This window comes from Brasilonema sp. UFV-L1 (assembly GCF_012912105.1).
Lineage (GTDB): Bacteria > Cyanobacteriota > Cyanobacteriia > Cyanobacteriales > Nostocaceae > Brasilonema.
Window position 1 is genome coordinate 23,103 of sequence record NZ_QMEA01000046.1, and the last position, 18,902, is coordinate 42,004.

An 18,902-nucleotide genomic window follows, 5' to 3' on the forward strand; every position below is an offset into this window, starting at 1 on the left:
GAGTTCTTTGTTCGGTCATTTCATAGAATCACATAATCTTTACCTGCTTAACCAGCATCAAGCATATGAGTAACCTTTTATACTCTTTTACTCAGGCAGTGAATATCTACCCCGCCTCTGATTTATTTTTGCGCCATCGCCTTCAAGTTGTGGAAGAATTATGGGAGTTAGTTCTGCGCCAAGAATGTGGTCAAAAGATGGTAGACTTGCTGCGGCAACTACGGGATTTGTGTTCTCCAGAAGGACAAGCAATCAACGACCAAGCTTCCTCTGTGTTCAAGCTGATAGAACAGCTCAACATTAACGAAGCAATTCGAGCCGCTCGTGCTTTCGCTTTGTATTTTCAGTTGATTAACATCATAGAGCAAGACTATGAACAACAGCAGCAATTAATTCGTTATGAAGTAGATACAGAGTCCTCAACTCAAGAAGCTTTACCAGATTTTATCTGTTCATCAAACCAAGAAGAAGCAGAAAATCCTGTTAACAGTGGACTTGGAGCAAACTTGTTGACAAAAAGTTGGCAATCAAACTCTAATATTAAACGAAAAGGAACTTTTGCGAGTTTGTTTCCTCATTTATTCAAACTAAACGTTCCACCACAGCAAATTCAACGTCTGATTGCACAATTAGACATACAACTGGTTTTCACTGCTCACCCAACAGAAATTGTTCGGCATACAATCCGTGATAAGCAACGGCGAGTCGTGAAGCTTTTGCAACAGCTCGATGTGGCGGAAAAGCACTCTAGTAATGGTACTTCATCCTGGGAAGATGAGGAAGTGCGAGAACAATTGGTTGAAGAAATTCGCCTGTGGTGGCGTACCGACGAACTACACCAATTTAAACCTTCGGTACTCGATGAAGTTGATTATGCCTTACACTACTTCCAAGAAGTGTTATTTGATGCGATTCCCCACTTGTACAAACGCTTCAAACATGCATTGGGTAGCACTTTTCCCTGGTTAGAACCTCCCAAGAAAAACTTCTGTAAGTTTGGCTCGTGGGTAGGAGCAGATAGAGATGGAAACCCATCAGTCACACCAGAAATTACTTGGCAAACAGCTTGCTATCAGCGCAACGTTGTGCTAGAAAAATACATCAAGTCAGTGAAGCAGTTGATTAGCTTGTTGAGTCTTTCGTTGCACTGGAGTGATATCTTACCAGATTTACTTGAATCTTTGGAGTTAGAGCAGTCTCAACTGAGTGAAGTATATGAGCAACTGGCTTTGCGTTTTCGACAAGAACCATATCGCTTGAAACTTTCTTATGTCCTCAAGCGGTTGGAAAATACTCGCGATCGCAACATCGCTTTGTCTAAACGAGAAACCCTCAAGAATCAGAATATCCCGATCTACCGCTCAGGAGCAGAATTCTTAGCAGAATTACGTTTGATTGAACGCAACTTGACAGAAACAGGTTTGAGTTGTAGAGAATTAGAAAATCTGATTTGTCAGGTAGAAATTTTTGGTTTTAACTTAACGCATCTGGATATCCGTCAAGAATCCTCTCGTCATTCTGATGCTTTAAATGAAATTCTAGAATACCTGGGAATTTTAAAAGTTTCCTACAACGAACTATCAGAAGAGCAAAGAGTTGCTTGGCTGGTTGAAGAACTGCAAACACGCCGCCCGTTAATTCCAGCAGAACTGCCATTTTCTGAAAAAACAAACGATGTCATTCAAACATTACGGGTTGTGCGATCGCTGCAACAAGAGTTTAGCAACAATGTTTGCCAAACTTATATTATCAGCATGTGTCGCCAAGTTAGCGACGTGCTAGAAGTGTTGCTTCTTGCGAAAGAAGCTGGACTTTATGATCCTGGTACAGCTGTTGGAAGCATTCAAGTCGTTCCCTTGTTTGAAACAGTAGAAGACTTACAACGTTCCACAAGCGTGATGCGACAGTTATTTGCATTACCTTTATATCGCGCTTTACTAGCAGGAGGGTATCAAGCAGGAGAAGCAGACGGAACTGTTGAAGTTTCTTTTTCCCAATTCAGATCATCCCTGACTCCAAACTTACAAGAAGTTATGCTGGGGTATTCAGACAGCAACAAAGACTCTGGGTTTTTAAGCAGTAACTGGGAAATTCACAAAGCTCAAAAATCACTACAGAAAGTCGCAGAAGAATACGGCGTAAATTTACGGATTTTTCATGGACGAGGTGGTTCTGTTGGACGTGGTGGTGGTCCATCTTATGAAGCTATTTTAGCTCAGCCTGGTCACAGTATCAATGGACGAATAAAAATTACCGAACAAGGAGAAGTTCTGGCTTCTAAATACTCGTTGCGGGACTTAGCGCTGTATAATCTGGAAACAATCGCCTCTGCTGTTATTCAAGCGAGCTTGCTACGGACAGGGTTTGATGATATTGAACCTTGGAATGAAATTATGGAAGAATTAGCAGCGCGATCGCGTACACACTACCGCAACCTGATCTACGAACAACCTGATTTTATTGACTTCTTCCATCAAGTCACCCCGATTGAGGAAATTAGCCAGTTACAAATTAGCTCTCGTCCTGCGCGTCGTCCATCTGGTAAAAAAGATTTAAGCAGCTTACGAGCAATTCCTTGGGTGTTTAGCTGGACACAAACCCGGTTTTTATTACCTTCTTGGTATGGTATTGGTACAGCCTTGCAAGAATTCTTAAACGAGGAACCAGAAGAACATCTGAAGTTACTACGCTATTTTTACATCAAGTGGCCTTTCTTCAAAATGGTGATTTCTAAGGCAGAAATGACCTTAGCTAAAGTAGACTTGCAAATGGCTCAGCAATATGTTCAGCAATTGTCCAATCCTGAGGATAAATCTCGTTTAGAGAAGGTTTTTGAACAAATTGCTCATGAATTCTATTTAACACGGGGTTTAGTGTTGCAAATCACAGGTCATCAACAACTTTTGGATGGAGATCCTGTCTTGCAACGCTCGGTGCAGTTACGTAATGGTACAATAGTCCCACTAGGCTTCATACAAATTTCTCTACTCAAGCGCTTACGTGAAGCTCGAACAAATGTGACATCTGGAGTCATTCACTCTCGTTACAGTAAGGGCGAGTTGTTGCGAGGGGCGTTGTTAACCATAAACGGTATCGCCGCAGGTATGAGAAATACTGGTTGATTTGTCAGGTATATATAAGCAAGTTGGGGTAGTTATTGCTACTACCCCAATTGTAGTCATTATTATAAATATGGTTTTCTATCAGATTATTGAGACACAAGCAAGTGCGAGAAACGAAGCCTCAACAAGCGTAGTAGACGCAACCAGCTTTTTGCTGGCTGTTCAAAGAATGTGAAAATATCGCCGTAACCCTGGTTAGTTTTTTGATGATGCTGCCAATGTCTTTCTGGAGTCGTGATGAACAGAATTCGGCATAAAATCTCTACTGACTTGGGAGTTTGCCAACCCAAAGTACTCGTATGTCTCCACCATACATGAAACTGACCAAATAGTAGCCCACACAAAACACCTATAGGGGAAAAAGACCATAGAACTACTGCTACTAATAAATAAGGTAAAGCACCCAGAATACCATCAAGAAGAACTTCAAAATTGAACGTCAAGATGGCATAATGGCGAAAGTTTTTCTTGTAGGAGTGGTGAGTTCGTAGGTGAAGCATACCAAAAACGTGTTCAGGTACGTGATAGCAAAAAGTAGAAAGGAAGTCGCCAACAATAAGTAGTATCCAGGCACACGCGATCGCCTTGAACATTGTTACTCCTCAAGTTTTAGTAAAAAGCACCACAGGAAAAAGAATCTGAACATTACGCTGTAAATGTTTTCAGGATTGCATATATCTAATAATCTACTGTTTTACCGTATTTTAGCACAGCTATGCCTTAACTCTACAGATAAAGTAAGATAATAAGAACGAAAATTAAGTTAAAACTTGCACAAATTTAGGTTAAGGTTTCCTCTTTAATTTCCTGCACAATAGTGTTTTAGATTTTTTGATGTGCAACATTAGGGACATGCGTGTACCTGTATGACACTCCTGATGAAGTTCAGAACTACTTAGGGGGCGACGCCGTTGGGGTGAACATCGTGGCTAAGGCCAAAGCATATAGTACAGATAGGAGATTGCGATTGAATGATGTCAGAAAAGCCACCACAAATCAGGATTTGCTTCCTTGGAGAATCATTTGTCAACGGTACTGGTGATCCAGAGTTTCTTGGATGGACTGGAAGAGTTTGTGTTGATGCTTATAAAAAAGGCTATGATATCACCATCTATAATTTAGGAGTCAGACGAGAAACAAGTACAGAGCTAAGACAACGTTGGTTAAAAGAAGTTTCTTACCGTTTACCAAAAGAATATGATGGTAGGGTTGTATTTTCTTTTGGGGTTAATGATACAACACTGGTAAATGATAAACCTCGTGTTGAATTGGCACAATCAATAGAAAATATCCATAATATTTTGACTGAGGCTAAAAAGTTATATCCTGTTTTAATGGTTGGTCCCCCACCCTGTGCAGATGAAGAAGAAGATGAAAGAAATTCAAGAATAGCGAAATTATCTAAACAATTTGCTTTAGTTTGTCATGAACTTGAGATATCTTATTTGGATATTTTTCCGATTTTGGAGAAGTCAAATATCTGGCAAGATGAAGCAAGAGCGAATGATGGTGCTCATCCGAGAGCAGCAGGTTACGCAGAATTTGCAGAAATTGTGCAAACTTGGGATGGTTGGTTAAATTGGTTTCCTCCTTTTTCATCCTCAGATTTTTGAACATAGTAGAATACTTAACGAACAGGGTTTTCTGAACTTAGTACTCTTCAACTGTGATGATATTTATTCTTAATATTCATCGTCAGGACTGTACTCCAAAACATCAGGTTGCAAATGTGGTTGTGCTGCTAGAAATGCAGGATGATTCATGCAGACTTCATAAACTTTGCAAATTGTTGGATATGGCTTTAAAGGACATCCAAACCGTTCTGCATTATAAACTTGAGGTACAAGAAACAAATCTGCTATTGTTGGCTGATCACCATGACAAAAACTACCACGAAATGTACTATTAACGAGAAGGAATTCTATAGCTGTGAAGCCTTCATCTACCCAGTGGCGATACCAATCCATTTTCTCAGAGTCATTATGACTCATTGGTGAGGTCAGATACTGACGAACTCTCTTGATATTCAAAGGATGAATATCACATGCGATCAAAAGTGCAATTTGACGTGAATAAGCTCGTGCTAAACTATCCTTCGGCAAAAGTGGAGGTTGGGGATAACATTCTTCAAGATACTCGATAATTGCTAAAGACTGACTGATGACAGCTTGACCATCAATCAGGGTAGGAACCATTTTTTGAGGGTTTATTTTGCTGAATTCAGCCGTGAATTTTGACTCACCTTTTCTTAACTTTGAGACGCTTTTATAAATGTAAGGAATATTTTTTAAAAAGAGTGCAATTCGCACTCTATATGAAGCTGTTGAGCGATAATAGCTGTAGAGTTCTAACACAAATACCTTTGTTGAAGAGGATAAAACGGGAAATTGTGAACTCATGAAATTTTATCATTTTGGCTATCATTTCGGCTTTGCACACGCTTGTATATAGCCAAGAATCACATCTCAATGTAAACACTACTCCCTTCGGTGGCGTAAGATTACCTATCTTCTTCCTTTCTTTCTTTGTGTTCTTCGTGTCTTTGTGGTTCATTTAATCGGTATTCTTCTGGCACCGAAGGGAGTAAGATGCTGTATTGTGTTGTGATTCTAGTCAAGAACCATCTCCAATTCTATTTCGTCTCGAATTGGGATTCCATTCTCACCAATCAGCGGAATGCTTGGCTTTACTCGTCGCGCCTGTTCCACAGCGTGACGATGTACTGCTACCAGCATAAACCCTCGCTTCTGATAGAAGCCCAGTGCATCAAGATTATCATTGGTAGTCACCAGCCACAGTCGCTGACATCCCGCTTGTCTCGCCTCCACCTTAACCGCTTCTATCAAAGCTGTACCAACTCCGATGCCATGATGCAGGCTGTCCAGAGTAATGATCTCACAACTGCCGTCACAGATGTGATAAGTCACCAGTCCAATACGTTCGTTGTTTAGTATTGCTACAAAGCCAGGAAGTAAGTGTGGCGAAAACACTTTACCATGAGCAACGACAGTATCAGCACTCCAATGATTTACAGTAAAATGCTTCACCCAATCATGAGTCGCAGAAGTTAACGGTTTGATAATCACTGGCGGTTGAAAATTTTTTTATATTACTAATTTTTTATATTACTAATATATTCCGACCTGCAAACCTGATTGTTTTCAACTGCTTTCAAATTTATCTTTCAACTTGATTTTGAAACCACACTATTTGCAATCAGACTACAATAAATCGATCTATTTTACTAAATCTAAAAGTCCTGAATTCGGCTTGTAGTAGCGCTACCGCGCGATAGCGCTACTTTGTATTGTGTGTCAGAGTTGTCAAGTCAAGTTCTAACCTAGTTTTGTTGTCTGATAACGTAAGTCTTGACTTTTACAATTGAAAGCATGCTTCAGTAGTCTAGCGATGATTTAAAAACTATTCGTCTTTTGCGTCCTTATGAGAGTTTTTACCACCTTCACGACCAATCTCTGACATATGCTCTCGATCTTGGCTGACTGTTTCACCACCTTTGCGGCCAGCTTCTTTGGCTTCCTCAGAAGTAAACTCGTGTGCTGTTCCTTTTTCGTGAGCAGCTTGTCCACCTTTACTAGCAATCTCGCGCTGTTTATCTTCATCCATTGAAGCAAATCCACGCTTGCTTGTATCTGCCATGATATATCTCCTTTAGACTCAAGTTCTTGTGCTTTACAAAATGAAAACTTGCGAAGCTTTTTTGTCTATTTACTAACTACTTGCAAGTTCTGGAAGTCATTCTAGAAAGCTGAGAATATGAGTACCTCTGTCTGAAAGTGGGCTTTGATCTCAACGAGTTCTGAGTCGGAGGGCTGATTTTTTCGGTTATCCGCAAGTTATCTGCTATCTAAATTAGGTTTTTCCTTGTTTGATTTCTTGCTATCTGCGTTTTTGTAGCAGACACCATGTTGACGCATTGTCCCCTAAAATTTTGGCAGCCTTTGTAAGATTTATCTGTGTTCCTGAGCACTTGGGACAAGAAAAAGGGTCAAGCCTTTGTTTGGTTGATTTGTCGGTGCTCACGGGTACTCGTTGTAATAAGGCTTGACCCTTTTTCCCAGTCGTAACCCCGTAAAGACGAGTACTCGTAGTAAGGCGGCTGCCAAAATTTTTACGTGGCGCGACCCCGTGACATCTTCAAAGTGATGACAAGCACTAGGTGATGAAAATAGCCGTTTTTGCTAAAATAATTTACATTAGTTTACTTTTTGTTGCACACACAATTGTTTTAGAATTTGCTCACCTTAGCAGAACCCATATGAAGGCAGTTCTCAACTCAGATACCTTAGAAGTCACTCGATTATTTTCTAACCTTGAACTCTATGGCAATAAGCTTAATCATCAACCAGGTAGTGTTTTAGGAAGTACAGCACTGATTGCAGGAACCACTGTTGGTGCTGGTATTCTGGCATTGCCTGCAGTGACTTTACCATCTGGCGTTGTCCCATCAACAGTTTTATTGATTGCTGTTTGGCTCTACACTTTAGTTTCTAGTCTTTTGATTGCAGAAATGACTTTGAACACGATGCGTCTTGTGGGGCGTCCAAGTTTAGGTTTGCTGTTAATGATTGAGAAGACGCTTGGCAAGTTGGGTGCGCGGATTGCAGGTGCTGCGTATCTGTTTTTGCACTACGCCTTGCTTGTGGCGTATGTTGCTCAAGGTGGAGAAATTTTATTATCTGCTGTTGAAAAAATGTTGGGTGTGCAGAGTGTTTTGCCTGCGTTGGTGGGGACAACAGCATTCACTCTCTTATTTGGTGGTATTATGTACCTTGGGCGAGAAAAATTTGTGGAAAAATTGAACAATGCTTTTGTGGCAATTGTTCTGGCTTCATTTCTCGGACTGTTGTTATTAGGAGCAACGCAGCTCAAGACTTCCTCTTTCTTATTTCAGAATTGGAGTGCTGTTCCCGCAGCCGTTTCAGTGATGTTTGTGGCGCTGTTTTACAGTAACGTTGTACCAACAGTTGTGACTCAACTAGAAGGAGATGCTCGCAAGATACGTCAGTCCTTATTTATTGGTTCTGCGATTCCCTTGATTATGTTCTTGGCTTGGAATGCTGTCATTTTGGGAAGCATCAGTCCTGATATGGTAAGTACTTTTGGTGGCAAAACTGTTTTTGATCCACTGCAAATTTTGCGTAATGGTGGTGCAGGAGAATGGTTAGGAGTTTTAGTATCTATTTTCTCTGAGTTTGCGATTGTCACATCATTCATTGGGTTTATGTACGGCTTGCTGGATTTCTTCAAAGATATATTTGCACCGAATGAGACTTCTAAAAGTCTACCGCTTTATTCACTGATTCTTTTTCCGCCTATGAGTCTTGGAACGCTTAATCCTAGCATCTTCTTAATTGCTCTAGACTATGCTGGAACGTTCAGTATTTCAGTTTTAAGTGGGATTATTCCTGCGTTGATGATTTGGAAGCAACGTCAAGAACAGCAACAATCAATGAGCATGAGTCAACCACTTGTTCCTGGTGGTAAAGTGACGTTGATTGTGATGATTGGCGTTGCGTTATTTGTGATGGGGAAACAAGTTGTATTAATCTTGGGTATCTGAGTTCTTTTTCACCATACTAGATGGTATTTTGGCAAGAGTTTCTTTGAATCTTGTTGAGAGGTAAGCATATTGATTGATATTCAAGTCAGCCAAAGCCTCCTCACGAGTTGCGGGTAAATCAAGGTATTCAACAGGCGACTCAAATTGTTCTGCTGTGAAATCGTAACTCAGCCCATCTATCGAATTATAGAAATGCCATTTGTCACTGACTTTGGTCTTGAAAATCTTACCACCAAAGCAATCTTGAATAACAAGAGCAGTCACATTACACTGTCCCCGTGCGGGGTTATTTTCAGTCCAAAGTGTACTTGATTTGAGTGACCAACACTTCCTTAGTATTTCTTTGATAACCGTTTCGTTCATAATTTTTATATGTCGGAGATATATTCTCGTTCGTTATTAGCGTAGCGTAGGCGTGGAGGAGATACGGGCGATCGCGCGACTACAAGCCGAATTCCGGTGTATGCTTGCGTCAGTGTAGGAGTATGTCACTAACATACATTAGTTTCTTCTTTCCTTTTTACCAGGCAGCAGTCAGCAGTGAGTGCTGCTAAACTGAAGAGAATGACTTATAAAACCAGTAATGTATGCTCAGACGTTCTAAGTTCGAGACGACTCAATCGCAAGTTATGCACCGTGCTGAGGACTTGATTCATGCAGCCTCAAATCGCTACCGCATCACAGTTCAAGTGGCAAATCGTGCTAAGCGTCGGCGTTACGAAGACTTTGACAGTGCGGATGATGCAATGATGAAGCCAGTACTCAGGGCTATTATTGAAATGTCTGATGAACTGACTCAACCAGAAATCATTGGTGAAGTCTAAAGTAATTTCAACCGAGAAGAAGCAGTAGATAAGGGGACTAAACAATTCAAAATTCAATCCGGTGCTGCGCACCGCTGCGCTAACAAAATTCAAAAAAAAGAACTTTGAATTTTGAATTCCTCCGCAGGAGGTCTCCCTATCCCCCCATCCCCCCATCTCCTGTTCCATAACATGATCAACAGAATTGGGATATTACTGGCTAGTGTACTTATTTTCACTTTTTCCCAACCTGCTGACGCTCAAAGAGTCAGTCGTAGTGATGCTTGGCAAGCAGTTTATCAGCAATTACCCGACTTACCGCGAGAAAATCAGTACATTAGCAAAGAAACGGGGAAAGTCGCTGAAAATAACACCCTGGTCAGTCGTATGATATGGTATCACTCCTATTTGAAGGGACGTGCGCCAAACTACCGACTCGACTGGAAGCTGACTTTGGCTGATTACCTGGATGCTAATGAAGTCATGTATGAAGCGACTTATCCTGGAAAAGATAGTCTGCGAAAAAATCCTTTTGATGGCGATCGCGCTGCAATAGCACGCTTAAACCGTCGTCAACGAGATGCTTTGGTGCAAGCCTTGGTTAACGTTTTCAGTTCTAACTCGCAAAATACACCAGCTTCTACCCCCACTCCCTCCTCATCCCAGCCAGAAGAAACAACCCCAACTCCAAGACGAGTACCTAAAGGCGGCGGTGCGCAGCTGTTAAAGTAAAAAGTGAAAAGTTGAAAGTGAAAAAATCTTTTGACTTTTAACTTTTTTAAGTATTGCAAGGCGGCGGAAATAAAGCAACCATACCCTCTTTGCCTTAAGCCGCTCCCTTGTCTACAAAATCGACGAAAAGCTTATACTCTAAACATTTTGAATTTTGTTAGCGCAGCGGTGCGCAGCACCGGATTGAATTTTGAATTTTGAATTCCGCGAAGCGGTACTATGGAACGTGTTGTCAAAAGTGGACTTGGTTGGCGTATCGGCTGGAACTCAGCAGCGCCAGAGTTTAAAGGTTTAGTAGGTACAGATGATTGGGCGATTGAATTAACTGAAGCTGAATTGAATGATTTTTGTCGGTTACTCACGCAATTAACAGACACCATCAAACAAATTGCAACTGAATTAATGGATGAGGAAAAGATTGCTTGTGAAGTTGAGAGCGATTTATTGTGGATGGAAGTGGAAGGTTATCCTCATGCCTACAGTTTACGCTTTATCCTAAAAACAGGGCGTTGTGCAGAGGGTAAATGGAATGATTCTGCTGTTTCTGGTTTGTTGCAAGCCTGTGAAACGCTCAAGGTTTTTTAAAAATACACCTTGATAAATGTTGTTTTTGAGGTTATACTTGGAAAGATGACTACGGGGCGTAGCGCAGCTTGGTAGCGCGCCACTTTGGGGTAGTGGAGGTCGTGGGTTCGAATCCCGCCGCTCCGATTTCTGGAGACAACAAGTCAATAGTTAAAATATTTGTAGTTACAATATTTTTGCTTAAAATCCCTAAACCTACTTAACTCATGCTACCTTGTTTCTGGTTGAGTTAAGTAGGTTTTTGTTGGATATCTCGCCCTTAAGGAAGCGGCTAAAATCTTTGGTGTTTAAGTCTCCAGTTTACGAAGATGTAAAAACGAAGGAAAACTCAAAGCGATTTGGACACAAATCTGTTATATTTTATAATTTCAGTCTTGTCTATAAGTATTATTCTTAACATCCATTAACCAAATTTTTTCTAGGATAGCAACTTGTCTACGGAAAACAGCAGTACGATACTTTTTATAAGTAATAATTCCTACTAAAAGAAGTATGGGAAAGGAAATGATAGACAAACCTATAAAATTATTGATATTGCCATGAGAACCTTTCAAGTGGGTATTCACAGGGTGAGTGATTGGCTGAGTGCTAAAGTAATGCGGCATTAATCCCTCCAAAAAAATTATAGTTCCACTAATCAGACTTCAATGGGAACGTTTTATTTTTCGCACAAGTTGGAGATTTTCCGGATTGTTCTAAGCTGTACTGACTAAAACAATGATTATTCCTAGTTTTCATCGGCAGAGAAGCTTTTTCTTTTGTCGAGAGTAAATAAACATAGTAAAATACCTAATAATTTTATTAAAATTATCAAGTTTTTACAGAAATTATCTTGAGCAATTTTTCGTTATACTCATCTTTTAATTGAGATCACAAATCTAACGATGTTATACAGACGATTTGGACGCACAGAATTACAAATGCCTGTGTTTTCTTGCGGTGGTATGAGATACCAATATAAATGGCAGGATATCCCGCAATCGGAAATACCCCATGATCACCAGGAAAATCTAGAAGCAACGATTCGACGGGCAGTTGAACTAGGAATTAACCACATTGAAACTGCCCGTGGTTATGGTAGTTCTGAAATGCAGTTGGGGAAAATTTTACCGACTTTCAAGCGTACACAGTTAATTGTTCAAACGAAAGTTGGTCCGACAGCAGATCCAAAAGAATTTCAGAATGACTTTGAAAAATCATTACGCAATCTTCAATTAGATTATGTTGACTTGCTGGGAATACATGGTATTAACAATGCCGAGTTATTAAACTATAGCATTCGTCCTGGTGGCTGTTTGGATATAGCAAAAAAACTTCAAACACAAGGAAAAGTCAGGTTTATCGGCTTTTCCACGCATGGACCAACAGATATTATTATTCAAACCATTCAGACGAATCAATTCGATTACGTCAATTTACATTGGTATTACATCAATCAAGTGAATTGGGCTGCTATTGAAGCAGCAAACAGCCAAGATATGGGTGTATTTATTATTAGTCCGTCTGATAAAGGAGGGATGTTATATAAACCACCACAAAAATTAACAAATCTTTGTACTCCTTTGAGTCCAATTGTGTTTAATGATTTGTTTTGTCTGAGTCACTCTCAAGTACATACTCTGAGTGTGGGGGCTGCAAAACCACAAGATTTTGATGAACACTTGCAAACTCTAGATTTGCTAGATAATGTATCTGAAATTTTATCACCAATTTTGGCAAGGCTAGAGGAAGAAGCGATTTCTACCTTGGGGGAAGACTGGGTGAAAACTTGGCAACTCAATTTACCGACTTTCGAGGAAACACCAGATCAAGTGAATATTCCAACGATTTTATGGTTAAGAAATTTGGCGATCGCCTATGATATGTTGGAGTACTCCAAAATGCGCTACAACCTACTCGGTAATGCAAACCATTGGTTTCCCGGTAATAAAGCAGACAACGTAGAAAAGTTAGACTTGAGACAATGTCTCAGCCGTAGTCCCCACGCTGACAAAATTCCCCACCTTCTAGCAGAAGCACATCAAATGCTGGTAGGTGAAGCAGTCCAGCGTTTATCGCAAAGTTGAGATTATATAGTGGTTTTCATTCTGTATTTTTTGGTTGTAAATTATTAGTCACGATATCAAAGCGTTACCAGTTTCATTGTTAGGACTTAGGCAAGAACTCTCTAGAACTTCATATTTCTAACCTACGCCAGTCGCCAAGGTGCGGGAAACAAGGATGCAGCCCTGTCTCACCGCTTGCTAGTTTGTTTATACAGTTCGTTTTTCCATCATTTTGCGTAAGTTCTGATGATGGCTGTGGTCGATAATATCAGTTAGATATGTCCCATCAACAACTCTAACCTTTAAGAGCCTTTCTAAAATTTTGACGATAAGATTTGTTTGTGGCAAACAAAGCTGGCCATAATAAGGCTAATCTTAAGCGATTGGGCAGAGTTCGCTGGAAGTTTGTCCGGTTAAATCCATTCCAGAACTTCCAAACACCACCTGTATAAACCACTACTAATCCAAACACGAGTAATTCCATTCAGCACAACTCCACACGCAATTGATTCAGAATTTAAGTTAAGCTTTACCTACACCATAATGGAATTTTATAAGGATATTGAAAAGCAATGAGTCAGCGATAAGTCAGCAACAAGAAGAACTGCTTATGAATACGTTTGACTGTCGCTTTTTTGCAGCATACGTTAATTAATACATTTATATATCAAGTTTAAAGTAGCTTTGTGTCTGATGACCATTCACCTATCGTCATTAAGAGATGAATAAGTGTAAAGGTATGGAATGCGATACGCTTCGCATCAAGCAAGAGGCGCGTCTTCTGTTGTAACTGCGGGTAGTCTGCAGCAGAGGCAATCGCCTCTGCTGCAAGGAAGCCTAGATCGCGCAAGTTTAAGCAACAGAATTTGACACAAAATGATCATGACTGCATTGTTGTATCTTGGTACTGTTGTGCTTGCATACTCCAAAGCGCAGCGTATTCACCGCCTTGATGCAAAAGTTCATAATGTGTACCAACTTCAATTAATTTCCCGGCTTTGAGTACCAAAATGCGGTCAGCCATCCGTACTGACGCTAGTCGATGTGTCACTAAAATAGCTGTTTTCCCCCGAACCAACTTAGAAAAACTGCGGTATATTTCGTACTCACTACGGGGATCTAAAGCTGCTGTTGGCTCGTCCAAAATCAGGATTTGAGCATCTTCTTCCCTGATAAAAGCCCGTGCTAAAGCTAACTTTTGCCACTCTCCTCCAGAAAGTTCAGTACCGTCAAATTGCTTACCTAGTTGTGTCAAATATTTGTCTGGGAACAATTCAACCTTTTGTGCAATCCCAGATTTTTCAGCAGCTTTTTTTAATTGTTCTAAATTATTGATAGCGCTGAGATTTCCCAAGGCGATGTTCTCTCCTATTGTTAGAGAGTAACGGCAAAAATCTTGAAAGACTACTGCAATTTGCTGTCGCCATGCTTGAAGATCTAAATTTTTGAGATTTTCACCATCTATAAAAATATTGCCACTCGTGGGGTCGTAAAAGCGAGCTAAAAGTTTAACGAGGGTAGTTTTACCTGCACCATTTTCACCAACTAAAGCGACTGTTTCACCAGGCTTGATGGTAAAAGAAATTCCAGTGACAGCTACTCTATTATCTGGGTAAGAAAAGTCAACATTTTCAAATGTAATTCCTGACTTAATTGGTTTGGGTACTGGAGAACTAGGAATACAAACTGACATGGTGGATTTCGTTTCCAGAAAGTTGAAAAAACGCTCCATATACAGCAGGTTTTCTTGGAGAAGATAAAAGCTACCCATAAGTTGACTGAGATTTTGTTGAGTGTAAGCTAATGACTGGATAAACAACAGCACACTTCCAGGAGTCACTTTTCCACTCATAGCTTGTAGCACAATCCAAAAGAAAGCAAAAGCATTCCCGGACGCACTTAACACTGACAAACCAGTTAATGAAAACGCTTGTTTACCTCGCAGGTTTTGCATTGCTTTGTACTTATCTTGGAAAGCTTCAAGATAGCGTTGGATAAACAAAGAACCCAGTCCAAAAAGTCGTACTTCCTTGGCATAAGTATCAGTCAGTATCATTGATGAATAATACTGCATCCGGCGATCTTGTGGACTTTTCTCATACATTGTTTCCCAAATATCCCACTGGATTTTGAAAGAGACGTAAGTTTGAGGTAAGGATGTTATGAGAATCAGTAAAGGAATCCACCAACTCACACCAGACAACAAAATCAACATTGTTATCAAGGTCAGGAATACAGGAAATGCTTGAGCTATTCCTCCTATTAAGTTAAATGATTGACGTTCTGTTTGTTCTTGAATGATCTGTAATTCGTCATAAAAGCGAGAGTCTTCAAAGTGAATTAAATCAACGAAGCTATCAACTTTACGCATCAACTGCAAATTAATATGAGCACTCAGCTTTTCACCAAGATTTCTATAAGCAGCTTCTACCCAAGGTGGTAGCAAAGTTTCAATAAAAATAGCACTAACCCACCCAGTAAAGAGGGTAGCAAGAGTCTCAATGTGAAATTCTCTTCCTGAATTTAAGGTAGCGACTACTGTATCTACAACTTGTTTATTAATCCAGATAGCAACAGCAGGAATAACACCTTGTAGCAAGAGTGCAGCAGTGAGAAATATTGTTTCTCTAGGTGCAGATGTCCACAACAAAAGTAAGGAACGGTAGAAAATCTTGCTGTAGCTGAATACAAGATGAAATGTGTCTTTAAACTTCTTCACGAAATTCTCACCAGACAAATTTACACTACTTCATGTAGTATATTATGTCTTATAACGGTTGATATGCAAACCAAAAAATGAAACGAAAAAGCTTTTGGGTGTGCGGAGTTTGGAATGTTCCTGCTACCATGAGTTCTGGAGTACTGGTAATGTACCAACGCTCTAGAATAGTATTATGCAAATAACTCAACCTCAACTGTTGCGACTTTCGCAAGGACAACTCAACTTACTAGAACGTTGTCCCCGTCAATTCCAACACACCTACTTAGAACAACTCCATTCTCCCTTAGATCCAGAACATGAAGAACGGCAAACTTTAGGAAGCCGCTTTCACTTGCTGATGCAGCAGCGAGAAATGGGTTTACCTATTGATACTTTCTTACAAGAGGATGCTCAACTGCAACGCTGGATGTCAAGCTTTGCTAATGCAGCACCAGAAATTTTAAAGCCTGTTCCCAATAGCCAAACTTTTCGTGAAAGTGAACACTACTGTACTCTGCAAGTTCAAGATTATTTGCTCACGGTTATTTATGATTTATTGATTGCAGATAACCAGCATGCACAAATTATTGACTGGAAAACTTATCCTAAACCGCCTCATAAACGTAAGCTAGAACAAAACTGGCAAACACGTCTTTACCTATATGTCTTGGCTGAAACGAGTGATTATCTACCAGAAAATATTTCTATGACTTACTGGTTTGTCCAATCTGAAGGTCAGCCACAAAGTATTAAATTTAGTTATAATACAATCCAACACCAACAAGCTGCAAAAAAACTTAACCAGCTTTTGAGTCGTTTAACATATTGGATAGAGCGTTATTACCAGGGAGAACCCTTCCCACAAGAACCAGAAGGCAGCAAAGCCTGCGATTACTGTCAGTATACAAAGCGGTGCAATAGAGAAAGTGGTGCTGAGGATGTAGATAACGATGCCACTTCTGAAGAAATGTCTCATACAAATTCTACAACAATAGACACGAACCTACTAAATCTAGCTAGCATTCAAGAAGTCACTTTGTAAATGACTGACAATTTCTTGATTATTATTTTATGCATTTTGATGAAATTGAAGCGGTTTATGTCCGCGAATTAAAAATAGATGACATAGCCCCTGTTTATCACTTGGGTGAAGAGTTATTTACCAGCAATTCATATCCCTATTTGTATCGTTGCTGGGATGAGTGGGAAGTCATAGGACTTTATAACACTGATCCAGAATACTGTCTTGTTGCAGAAGTTGATGAACAACTAGCAGGATTCATTTTAGGAACTATTATTACCAAAGCTAGCTGGACTTACGGTTACATTTTGTGGTTAGGAGTCAGTTCTAAATTTCAGCGTTGCGGCGTGGGAGACAAGCTGGTTGATAGGGTTATTGCACGTATGATTGAGGATGGGGCGCGGTTCATGTTGGTAGACACTGATCCGGCGAATATCCCCGCTGTGAAGTTTTTCAACCGCAAGGGTTTTGGCAATGTTCGCCAGCATGTTTTCTTGTCGATGAATTTAAGCAAGCACGAATACTATGGCAGACTGATTGAATACGAACACCAAAAGGCTGAAAGAGCAGGTTACAAGCGTTCTCGTCCTACTATGCGTCCTCGCAAGTCAGATGGAGTGGCTAGTGAAGTCGCACTCAATACTTTGGTGAGTGAACCTCAAGCTTTAGAGGAGGAAGCACCAGTATAACAGTTATCAGTCATCAGTTATCAGCTGTTTTAAGGGACTTGTGCCACAATCATGATTTAGTATTTGGAACCGCAGATAAACACGAGATGCACGCAGATAAATAATTTGTACTCATCTGGTGTTTGTCTGTGATTTGATTTCTCAAAACCAGGTTTTTGTTAGTAGAGATTTTATCTCATATAAAGTCCGCCTAATCACTTATAAAAAAATCCACCTTTGTAGTAGCGCTAAAGCGCGAAATATAGCTTTTTGCGAAGACAGCGCTACTACGAACTTAATCATAAGTCTTTTACCGGACATAATATCATGCCAGAACAACAGTGGATTCTTGCAACAACTGAACAACCCCCAGAATGGTTTATCCAAGCGGTGAAGCAATATGCACCAGCATCAGGTGGACATTTTGCCGCGCAGTTGTTGTGGGAACGAGGAATCAGAGAAAACTCACAATTAGCCGCTTTTGTCAATCCACAAGCTTATCAAGCCGCGAGTCCATTTGAGTTTGGACAAGAGATGCATCAGGCGGTGGAACGGTTACAACAAGCACGAGATGCTGGGGAAAAAGTTGCTATTTGGGGAGATTTTGACGCTGATGGAATTACGTCTACAGCTGTTCTGTGGGATGGTTTGGGACAATTTTTTGCTCAAAATACGCAGCTTGTTTATTACATTCCTAATCGCTTAACTGAATCTCATGGATTGAACTGCCAAGGAATTGATAAGTTTGCAAAACAAGGCTTTCAGTTGATTGTGACTTGTGATACTGGCAGTACAAATATAAGTGAAATTATTTATGCTAAGCAGTTAGGTGTAGATGTTATAGTCACAGACCATCACACTTTACCACCGGAACGTCCCCCTGTGACGGCAATTATTAACCCTCGCTATTTGCCACAAACACATCAGCTGTTTCATCTTTCTGGGGTGGCGGTGGCTTACAAATTAGTGGAAGCTTTTTATCAAAGTTTACCAAATGTCCCGCAACAACCTTTGGAGGAGTTATTGGATTTAGTCGCGGTTGGACTTATTGCTGACTTAGTGCAGTTGAGTGGAGATTGTCGCTACTTAGCACAGTTGGGAATTGGGCGACTGCAAGAGGATTTTAAGAAAATACCTGAGTTGAGGCGGCGTCCGGGTGTCGGGCGACTATTGGAATTATGTCAGAAAAGTGGCGATCGCCCCACAGATATTTCTTTTGGTTTAGGTCCCCGAATTAACGCTGTCAGTCGCATTCAAGGGGATGCTTCTTTCTGCGTGGAATTACTCACAAGTCGCGACAAAAAACGTGTGAATGAACTCGCAGAAATCACAGAATTAGCGAACAGCCGTCGCAAATCTTTGCAGAAAGATGTTGCCGGGCAAGTCGCGCAAAAGCTTTCCAAAATGGACTTATCAACCACTAGCGTTATTGTTTTGGAAGACCCGCAATGGGCTGTTGGTGTCTTGGGGTTAGTCGCAGGACAAGTCGCACAGGACACAGGACGCCCGACGATTTTGTTGAGTACAGAGGTAGCCGGGGAGATGGGAACCGGGGACAAGGAGACAAGGGGAGTAGGGGGAGTAGGGGAGGTAGGGGGAGAAAATACTTCCCCCACTTCCCTATCTTCCCCCACTTCCCCATCT

At 40.6% G+C, this 18,902-nt stretch carries 17 protein-coding genes, 1 tRNA gene and 1 pseudogene; 11 read left to right on the forward strand and 8 right to left on the reverse strand.

All coding sequences use genetic code 11. The features are described 5' to 3' along the window. Positions 1 to 65: 65 nt before the first annotated feature. Positions 66 to 3,122 (forward strand): phosphoenolpyruvate carboxylase, encoded by a 3,057-nt coding sequence (gene ppc, locus DP117_RS15115; protein WP_169219124.1) that lies wholly within the window; start codon positions 66 to 68, stop codon positions 3,120 to 3,122. A gap of 86 nt (positions 3,123 to 3,208) precedes the next feature. Here the strand turns inward: ppc and DP117_RS15120 are convergent, their stop codons facing one another. Continuing rightward, complete coding sequence (locus tag DP117_RS15120; protein WP_169219125.1) at positions 3,209 to 3,715, reverse strand: sterol desaturase family protein; 507 nt, start codon at positions 3,713 to 3,715, stop codon at positions 3,209 to 3,211. Positions 3,716 to 4,096: 381 nt separating this feature from the next. Between DP117_RS15120 and DP117_RS15125 the strand changes: the two genes are divergently transcribed. Next, complete coding sequence (locus DP117_RS15125; RefSeq protein WP_169219141.1) at positions 4,097 to 4,735, forward strand: GDSL-type esterase/lipase family protein; 639 nt, start codon at positions 4,097 to 4,099, stop codon at positions 4,733 to 4,735. 69 nt (positions 4,736 to 4,804) lie between these two features. Here DP117_RS15125 and maiA read toward each other — a convergent pair whose 3' ends face one another. From maiA to DP117_RS15140, 3 genes and pseudogenes are all read right to left on the reverse strand, one after another. Then, positions 4,805 to 5,521, reverse strand: coding sequence for a maleylacetoacetate isomerase (gene maiA, locus DP117_RS15130; RefSeq protein ID WP_169219126.1), 717 nt, complete (start codon positions 5,519 to 5,521; stop codon positions 4,805 to 4,807). Positions 5,522 to 5,731: 210 nt separating this feature from the next. Continuing rightward, positions 5,732 to 6,208 (reverse strand): GNAT family N-acetyltransferase, encoded by a 477-nt coding sequence (locus tag DP117_RS15135; protein WP_169219127.1) that lies wholly within the window; start codon positions 6,206 to 6,208, stop codon positions 5,732 to 5,734. Between the two features lie 355 nt (positions 6,209 to 6,563). Next, positions 6,564 to 6,779, reverse strand: a pseudogene (locus tag DP117_RS15140) (KGG domain-containing protein); the annotation flags it as partial. Positions 6,780 to 7,398: 619 nt separating this feature from the next. On the opposite strand from DP117_RS15140, the gene DP117_RS15145 reads away from it, so the two are divergent. Next, complete coding sequence (locus DP117_RS15145; RefSeq protein ID WP_169219129.1) at positions 7,399 to 8,703, forward strand: aromatic amino acid transport family protein; 1,305 nt, start codon at positions 7,399 to 7,401, stop codon at positions 8,701 to 8,703. Here DP117_RS15145 and DP117_RS15150 read toward each other — a convergent pair. Continuing rightward, a complete protein-coding gene (locus DP117_RS15150; protein WP_169219130.1) occupies positions 8,686 to 9,066 on the reverse strand; it encodes a hypothetical protein in 381 nt (126 codons plus the stop codon). The genes DP117_RS15145 and DP117_RS15150 overlap by 18 nt on opposite strands. Positions 9,067 to 9,290: 224 nt before the next feature. On the opposite strand from DP117_RS15150, the gene DP117_RS15155 reads away from it, so the two are divergent. From DP117_RS15155 to DP117_RS15170, 4 genes are all read left to right on the forward strand, one after another. After that, complete coding sequence (locus DP117_RS15155; protein WP_169219131.1) at positions 9,291 to 9,527, forward strand: DNA-directed RNA polymerase subunit omega; 237 nt, start codon at positions 9,291 to 9,293, stop codon at positions 9,525 to 9,527. 171 nt (positions 9,528 to 9,698) lie between these two features. Then, positions 9,699 to 10,238: a hypothetical protein gene (locus DP117_RS15160; RefSeq protein ID WP_169219132.1), complete on the forward strand. Its 540-nt coding sequence runs from the start codon at positions 9,699 to 9,701 to the stop codon at positions 10,236 to 10,238. Between the two features lie 219 nt (positions 10,239 to 10,457). Continuing rightward, positions 10,458 to 10,823, forward strand: a complete 366-nt coding sequence (locus DP117_RS15165) for a DUF1818 family protein (protein WP_169219133.1) — start codon at positions 10,458 to 10,460, stop codon at positions 10,821 to 10,823. Positions 10,824 to 10,875: 52 nt separating this feature from the next. Continuing rightward, positions 10,876 to 10,949: transfer RNA gene (locus DP117_RS15170), tRNA-Pro, on the forward strand. Positions 10,950 to 11,191: 242 nt separating this feature from the next. On the opposite strand, the gene DP117_RS15175 is transcribed toward DP117_RS15170, so the two are convergent. Continuing rightward, on the reverse strand, positions 11,192 to 11,428 hold the full coding sequence (locus DP117_RS15175; RefSeq protein ID WP_169219134.1) for a hypothetical protein: 237 nt from the start codon (positions 11,426 to 11,428) through the stop codon (positions 11,192 to 11,194). 279 nt (positions 11,429 to 11,707) lie between these two features. Between DP117_RS15175 and DP117_RS15180 the strand changes: the two genes are divergently transcribed. Continuing rightward, complete coding sequence (locus DP117_RS15180) at positions 11,708 to 12,889, forward strand: aldo/keto reductase (protein ID WP_169219135.1); 1,182 nt, start codon at positions 11,708 to 11,710, stop codon at positions 12,887 to 12,889. Between the two features lie 274 nt (positions 12,890 to 13,163). Here DP117_RS15180 and DP117_RS15185 read toward each other — a convergent pair whose 3' ends face one another. After that, positions 13,164 to 13,352, reverse strand: coding sequence for a hypothetical protein (locus DP117_RS15185; protein WP_169219136.1), 189 nt, complete (start codon positions 13,350 to 13,352; stop codon positions 13,164 to 13,166). 396 nt (positions 13,353 to 13,748) lie between these two features. Then, a complete protein-coding gene (locus DP117_RS15190) occupies positions 13,749 to 15,587 on the reverse strand; it encodes an ABC transporter ATP-binding protein (RefSeq protein ID WP_169219137.1) in 1,839 nt (612 codons plus the stop codon). 175 nt (positions 15,588 to 15,762) lie between these two features. On the opposite strand from DP117_RS15190, the gene DP117_RS15195 reads away from it, so the two are divergent. From DP117_RS15195 to DP117_RS15205, 3 genes are all read left to right on the forward strand, one after another. After that, positions 15,763 to 16,611, forward strand: coding sequence for a PD-(D/E)XK nuclease family protein (locus DP117_RS15195; RefSeq protein ID WP_169219138.1), 849 nt, complete (start codon positions 15,763 to 15,765; stop codon positions 16,609 to 16,611). A gap of 29 nt (positions 16,612 to 16,640) precedes the next feature. After that, the gene (locus DP117_RS15200; RefSeq protein ID WP_169219139.1) at positions 16,641 to 17,279 is read left to right on the forward strand and encodes an N-acetyltransferase; all 639 of its coding nucleotides are present in this window, start codon (positions 16,641 to 16,643) and stop codon (positions 17,277 to 17,279) included. Positions 17,280 to 17,585: 306 nt separating this feature from the next. Further along, a partial coding sequence (locus DP117_RS15205; RefSeq protein WP_248277669.1) for a DHH family phosphoesterase occupies positions 17,586 to 18,902 on the forward strand: 1,317 nt, incomplete at its 3' end.

What these genes read in the sequence shown, in the direction of transcription:
- ppc (WP_169219124.1), top strand. Translation starts at nt 66, where the DNA reads ATGAGTAACCTTTTATACTCTTTTACTCAGGCAGTGAATATCTACCCC.
- DP117_RS15165 (WP_169219133.1), top strand. Translation starts at nt 10,458, where the DNA reads ATGGAACGTGTTGTCAAAAGTGGACTTGGTTGGCGTATCGGCTGGAAC.
- DP117_RS15120 (WP_169219125.1), bottom strand. Translation starts at nt 3,715, where the DNA reads ATGTTCAAGGCGATCGCGTGTGCCTGGATACTACTTATTGTTGGCGAC.
- DP117_RS15155 (WP_169219131.1), top strand. Translation starts at nt 9,291, where the DNA reads ATGCTCAGACGTTCTAAGTTCGAGACGACTCAATCGCAAGTTATGCAC.
- DP117_RS15195 (WP_169219138.1), top strand. Translation starts at nt 15,763, where the DNA reads ATGCAAATAACTCAACCTCAACTGTTGCGACTTTCGCAAGGACAACTC.
- DP117_RS15185 (WP_169219136.1), bottom strand. Translation starts at nt 13,352, where the DNA reads ATGGAATTACTCGTGTTTGGATTAGTAGTGGTTTATACAGGTGGTGTT.
- DP117_RS15150 (WP_169219130.1), bottom strand. Translation starts at nt 9,066, where the DNA reads ATGAACGAAACGGTTATCAAAGAAATACTAAGGAAGTGTTGGTCACTC.
- DP117_RS15160 (WP_169219132.1), top strand. Translation starts at nt 9,699, where the DNA reads ATGATCAACAGAATTGGGATATTACTGGCTAGTGTACTTATTTTCACT.
- DP117_RS15200 (WP_169219139.1), top strand. Translation starts at nt 16,641, where the DNA reads ATGCATTTTGATGAAATTGAAGCGGTTTATGTCCGCGAATTAAAAATA.
- DP117_RS15145 (WP_169219129.1), top strand. Translation starts at nt 7,399, where the DNA reads ATGAAGGCAGTTCTCAACTCAGATACCTTAGAAGTCACTCGATTATTT.
- DP117_RS15180 (WP_169219135.1), top strand. Translation starts at nt 11,708, where the DNA reads ATGTTATACAGACGATTTGGACGCACAGAATTACAAATGCCTGTGTTT.
- DP117_RS15175 (WP_169219134.1), bottom strand. Translation starts at nt 11,428, where the DNA reads ATGCCGCATTACTTTAGCACTCAGCCAATCACTCACCCTGTGAATACC.
- DP117_RS15125 (WP_169219141.1), top strand. Translation starts at nt 4,097, where the DNA reads ATGTCAGAAAAGCCACCACAAATCAGGATTTGCTTCCTTGGAGAATCA.
- maiA (WP_169219126.1), bottom strand. Translation starts at nt 5,521, where the DNA reads ATGAGTTCACAATTTCCCGTTTTATCCTCTTCAACAAAGGTATTTGTG.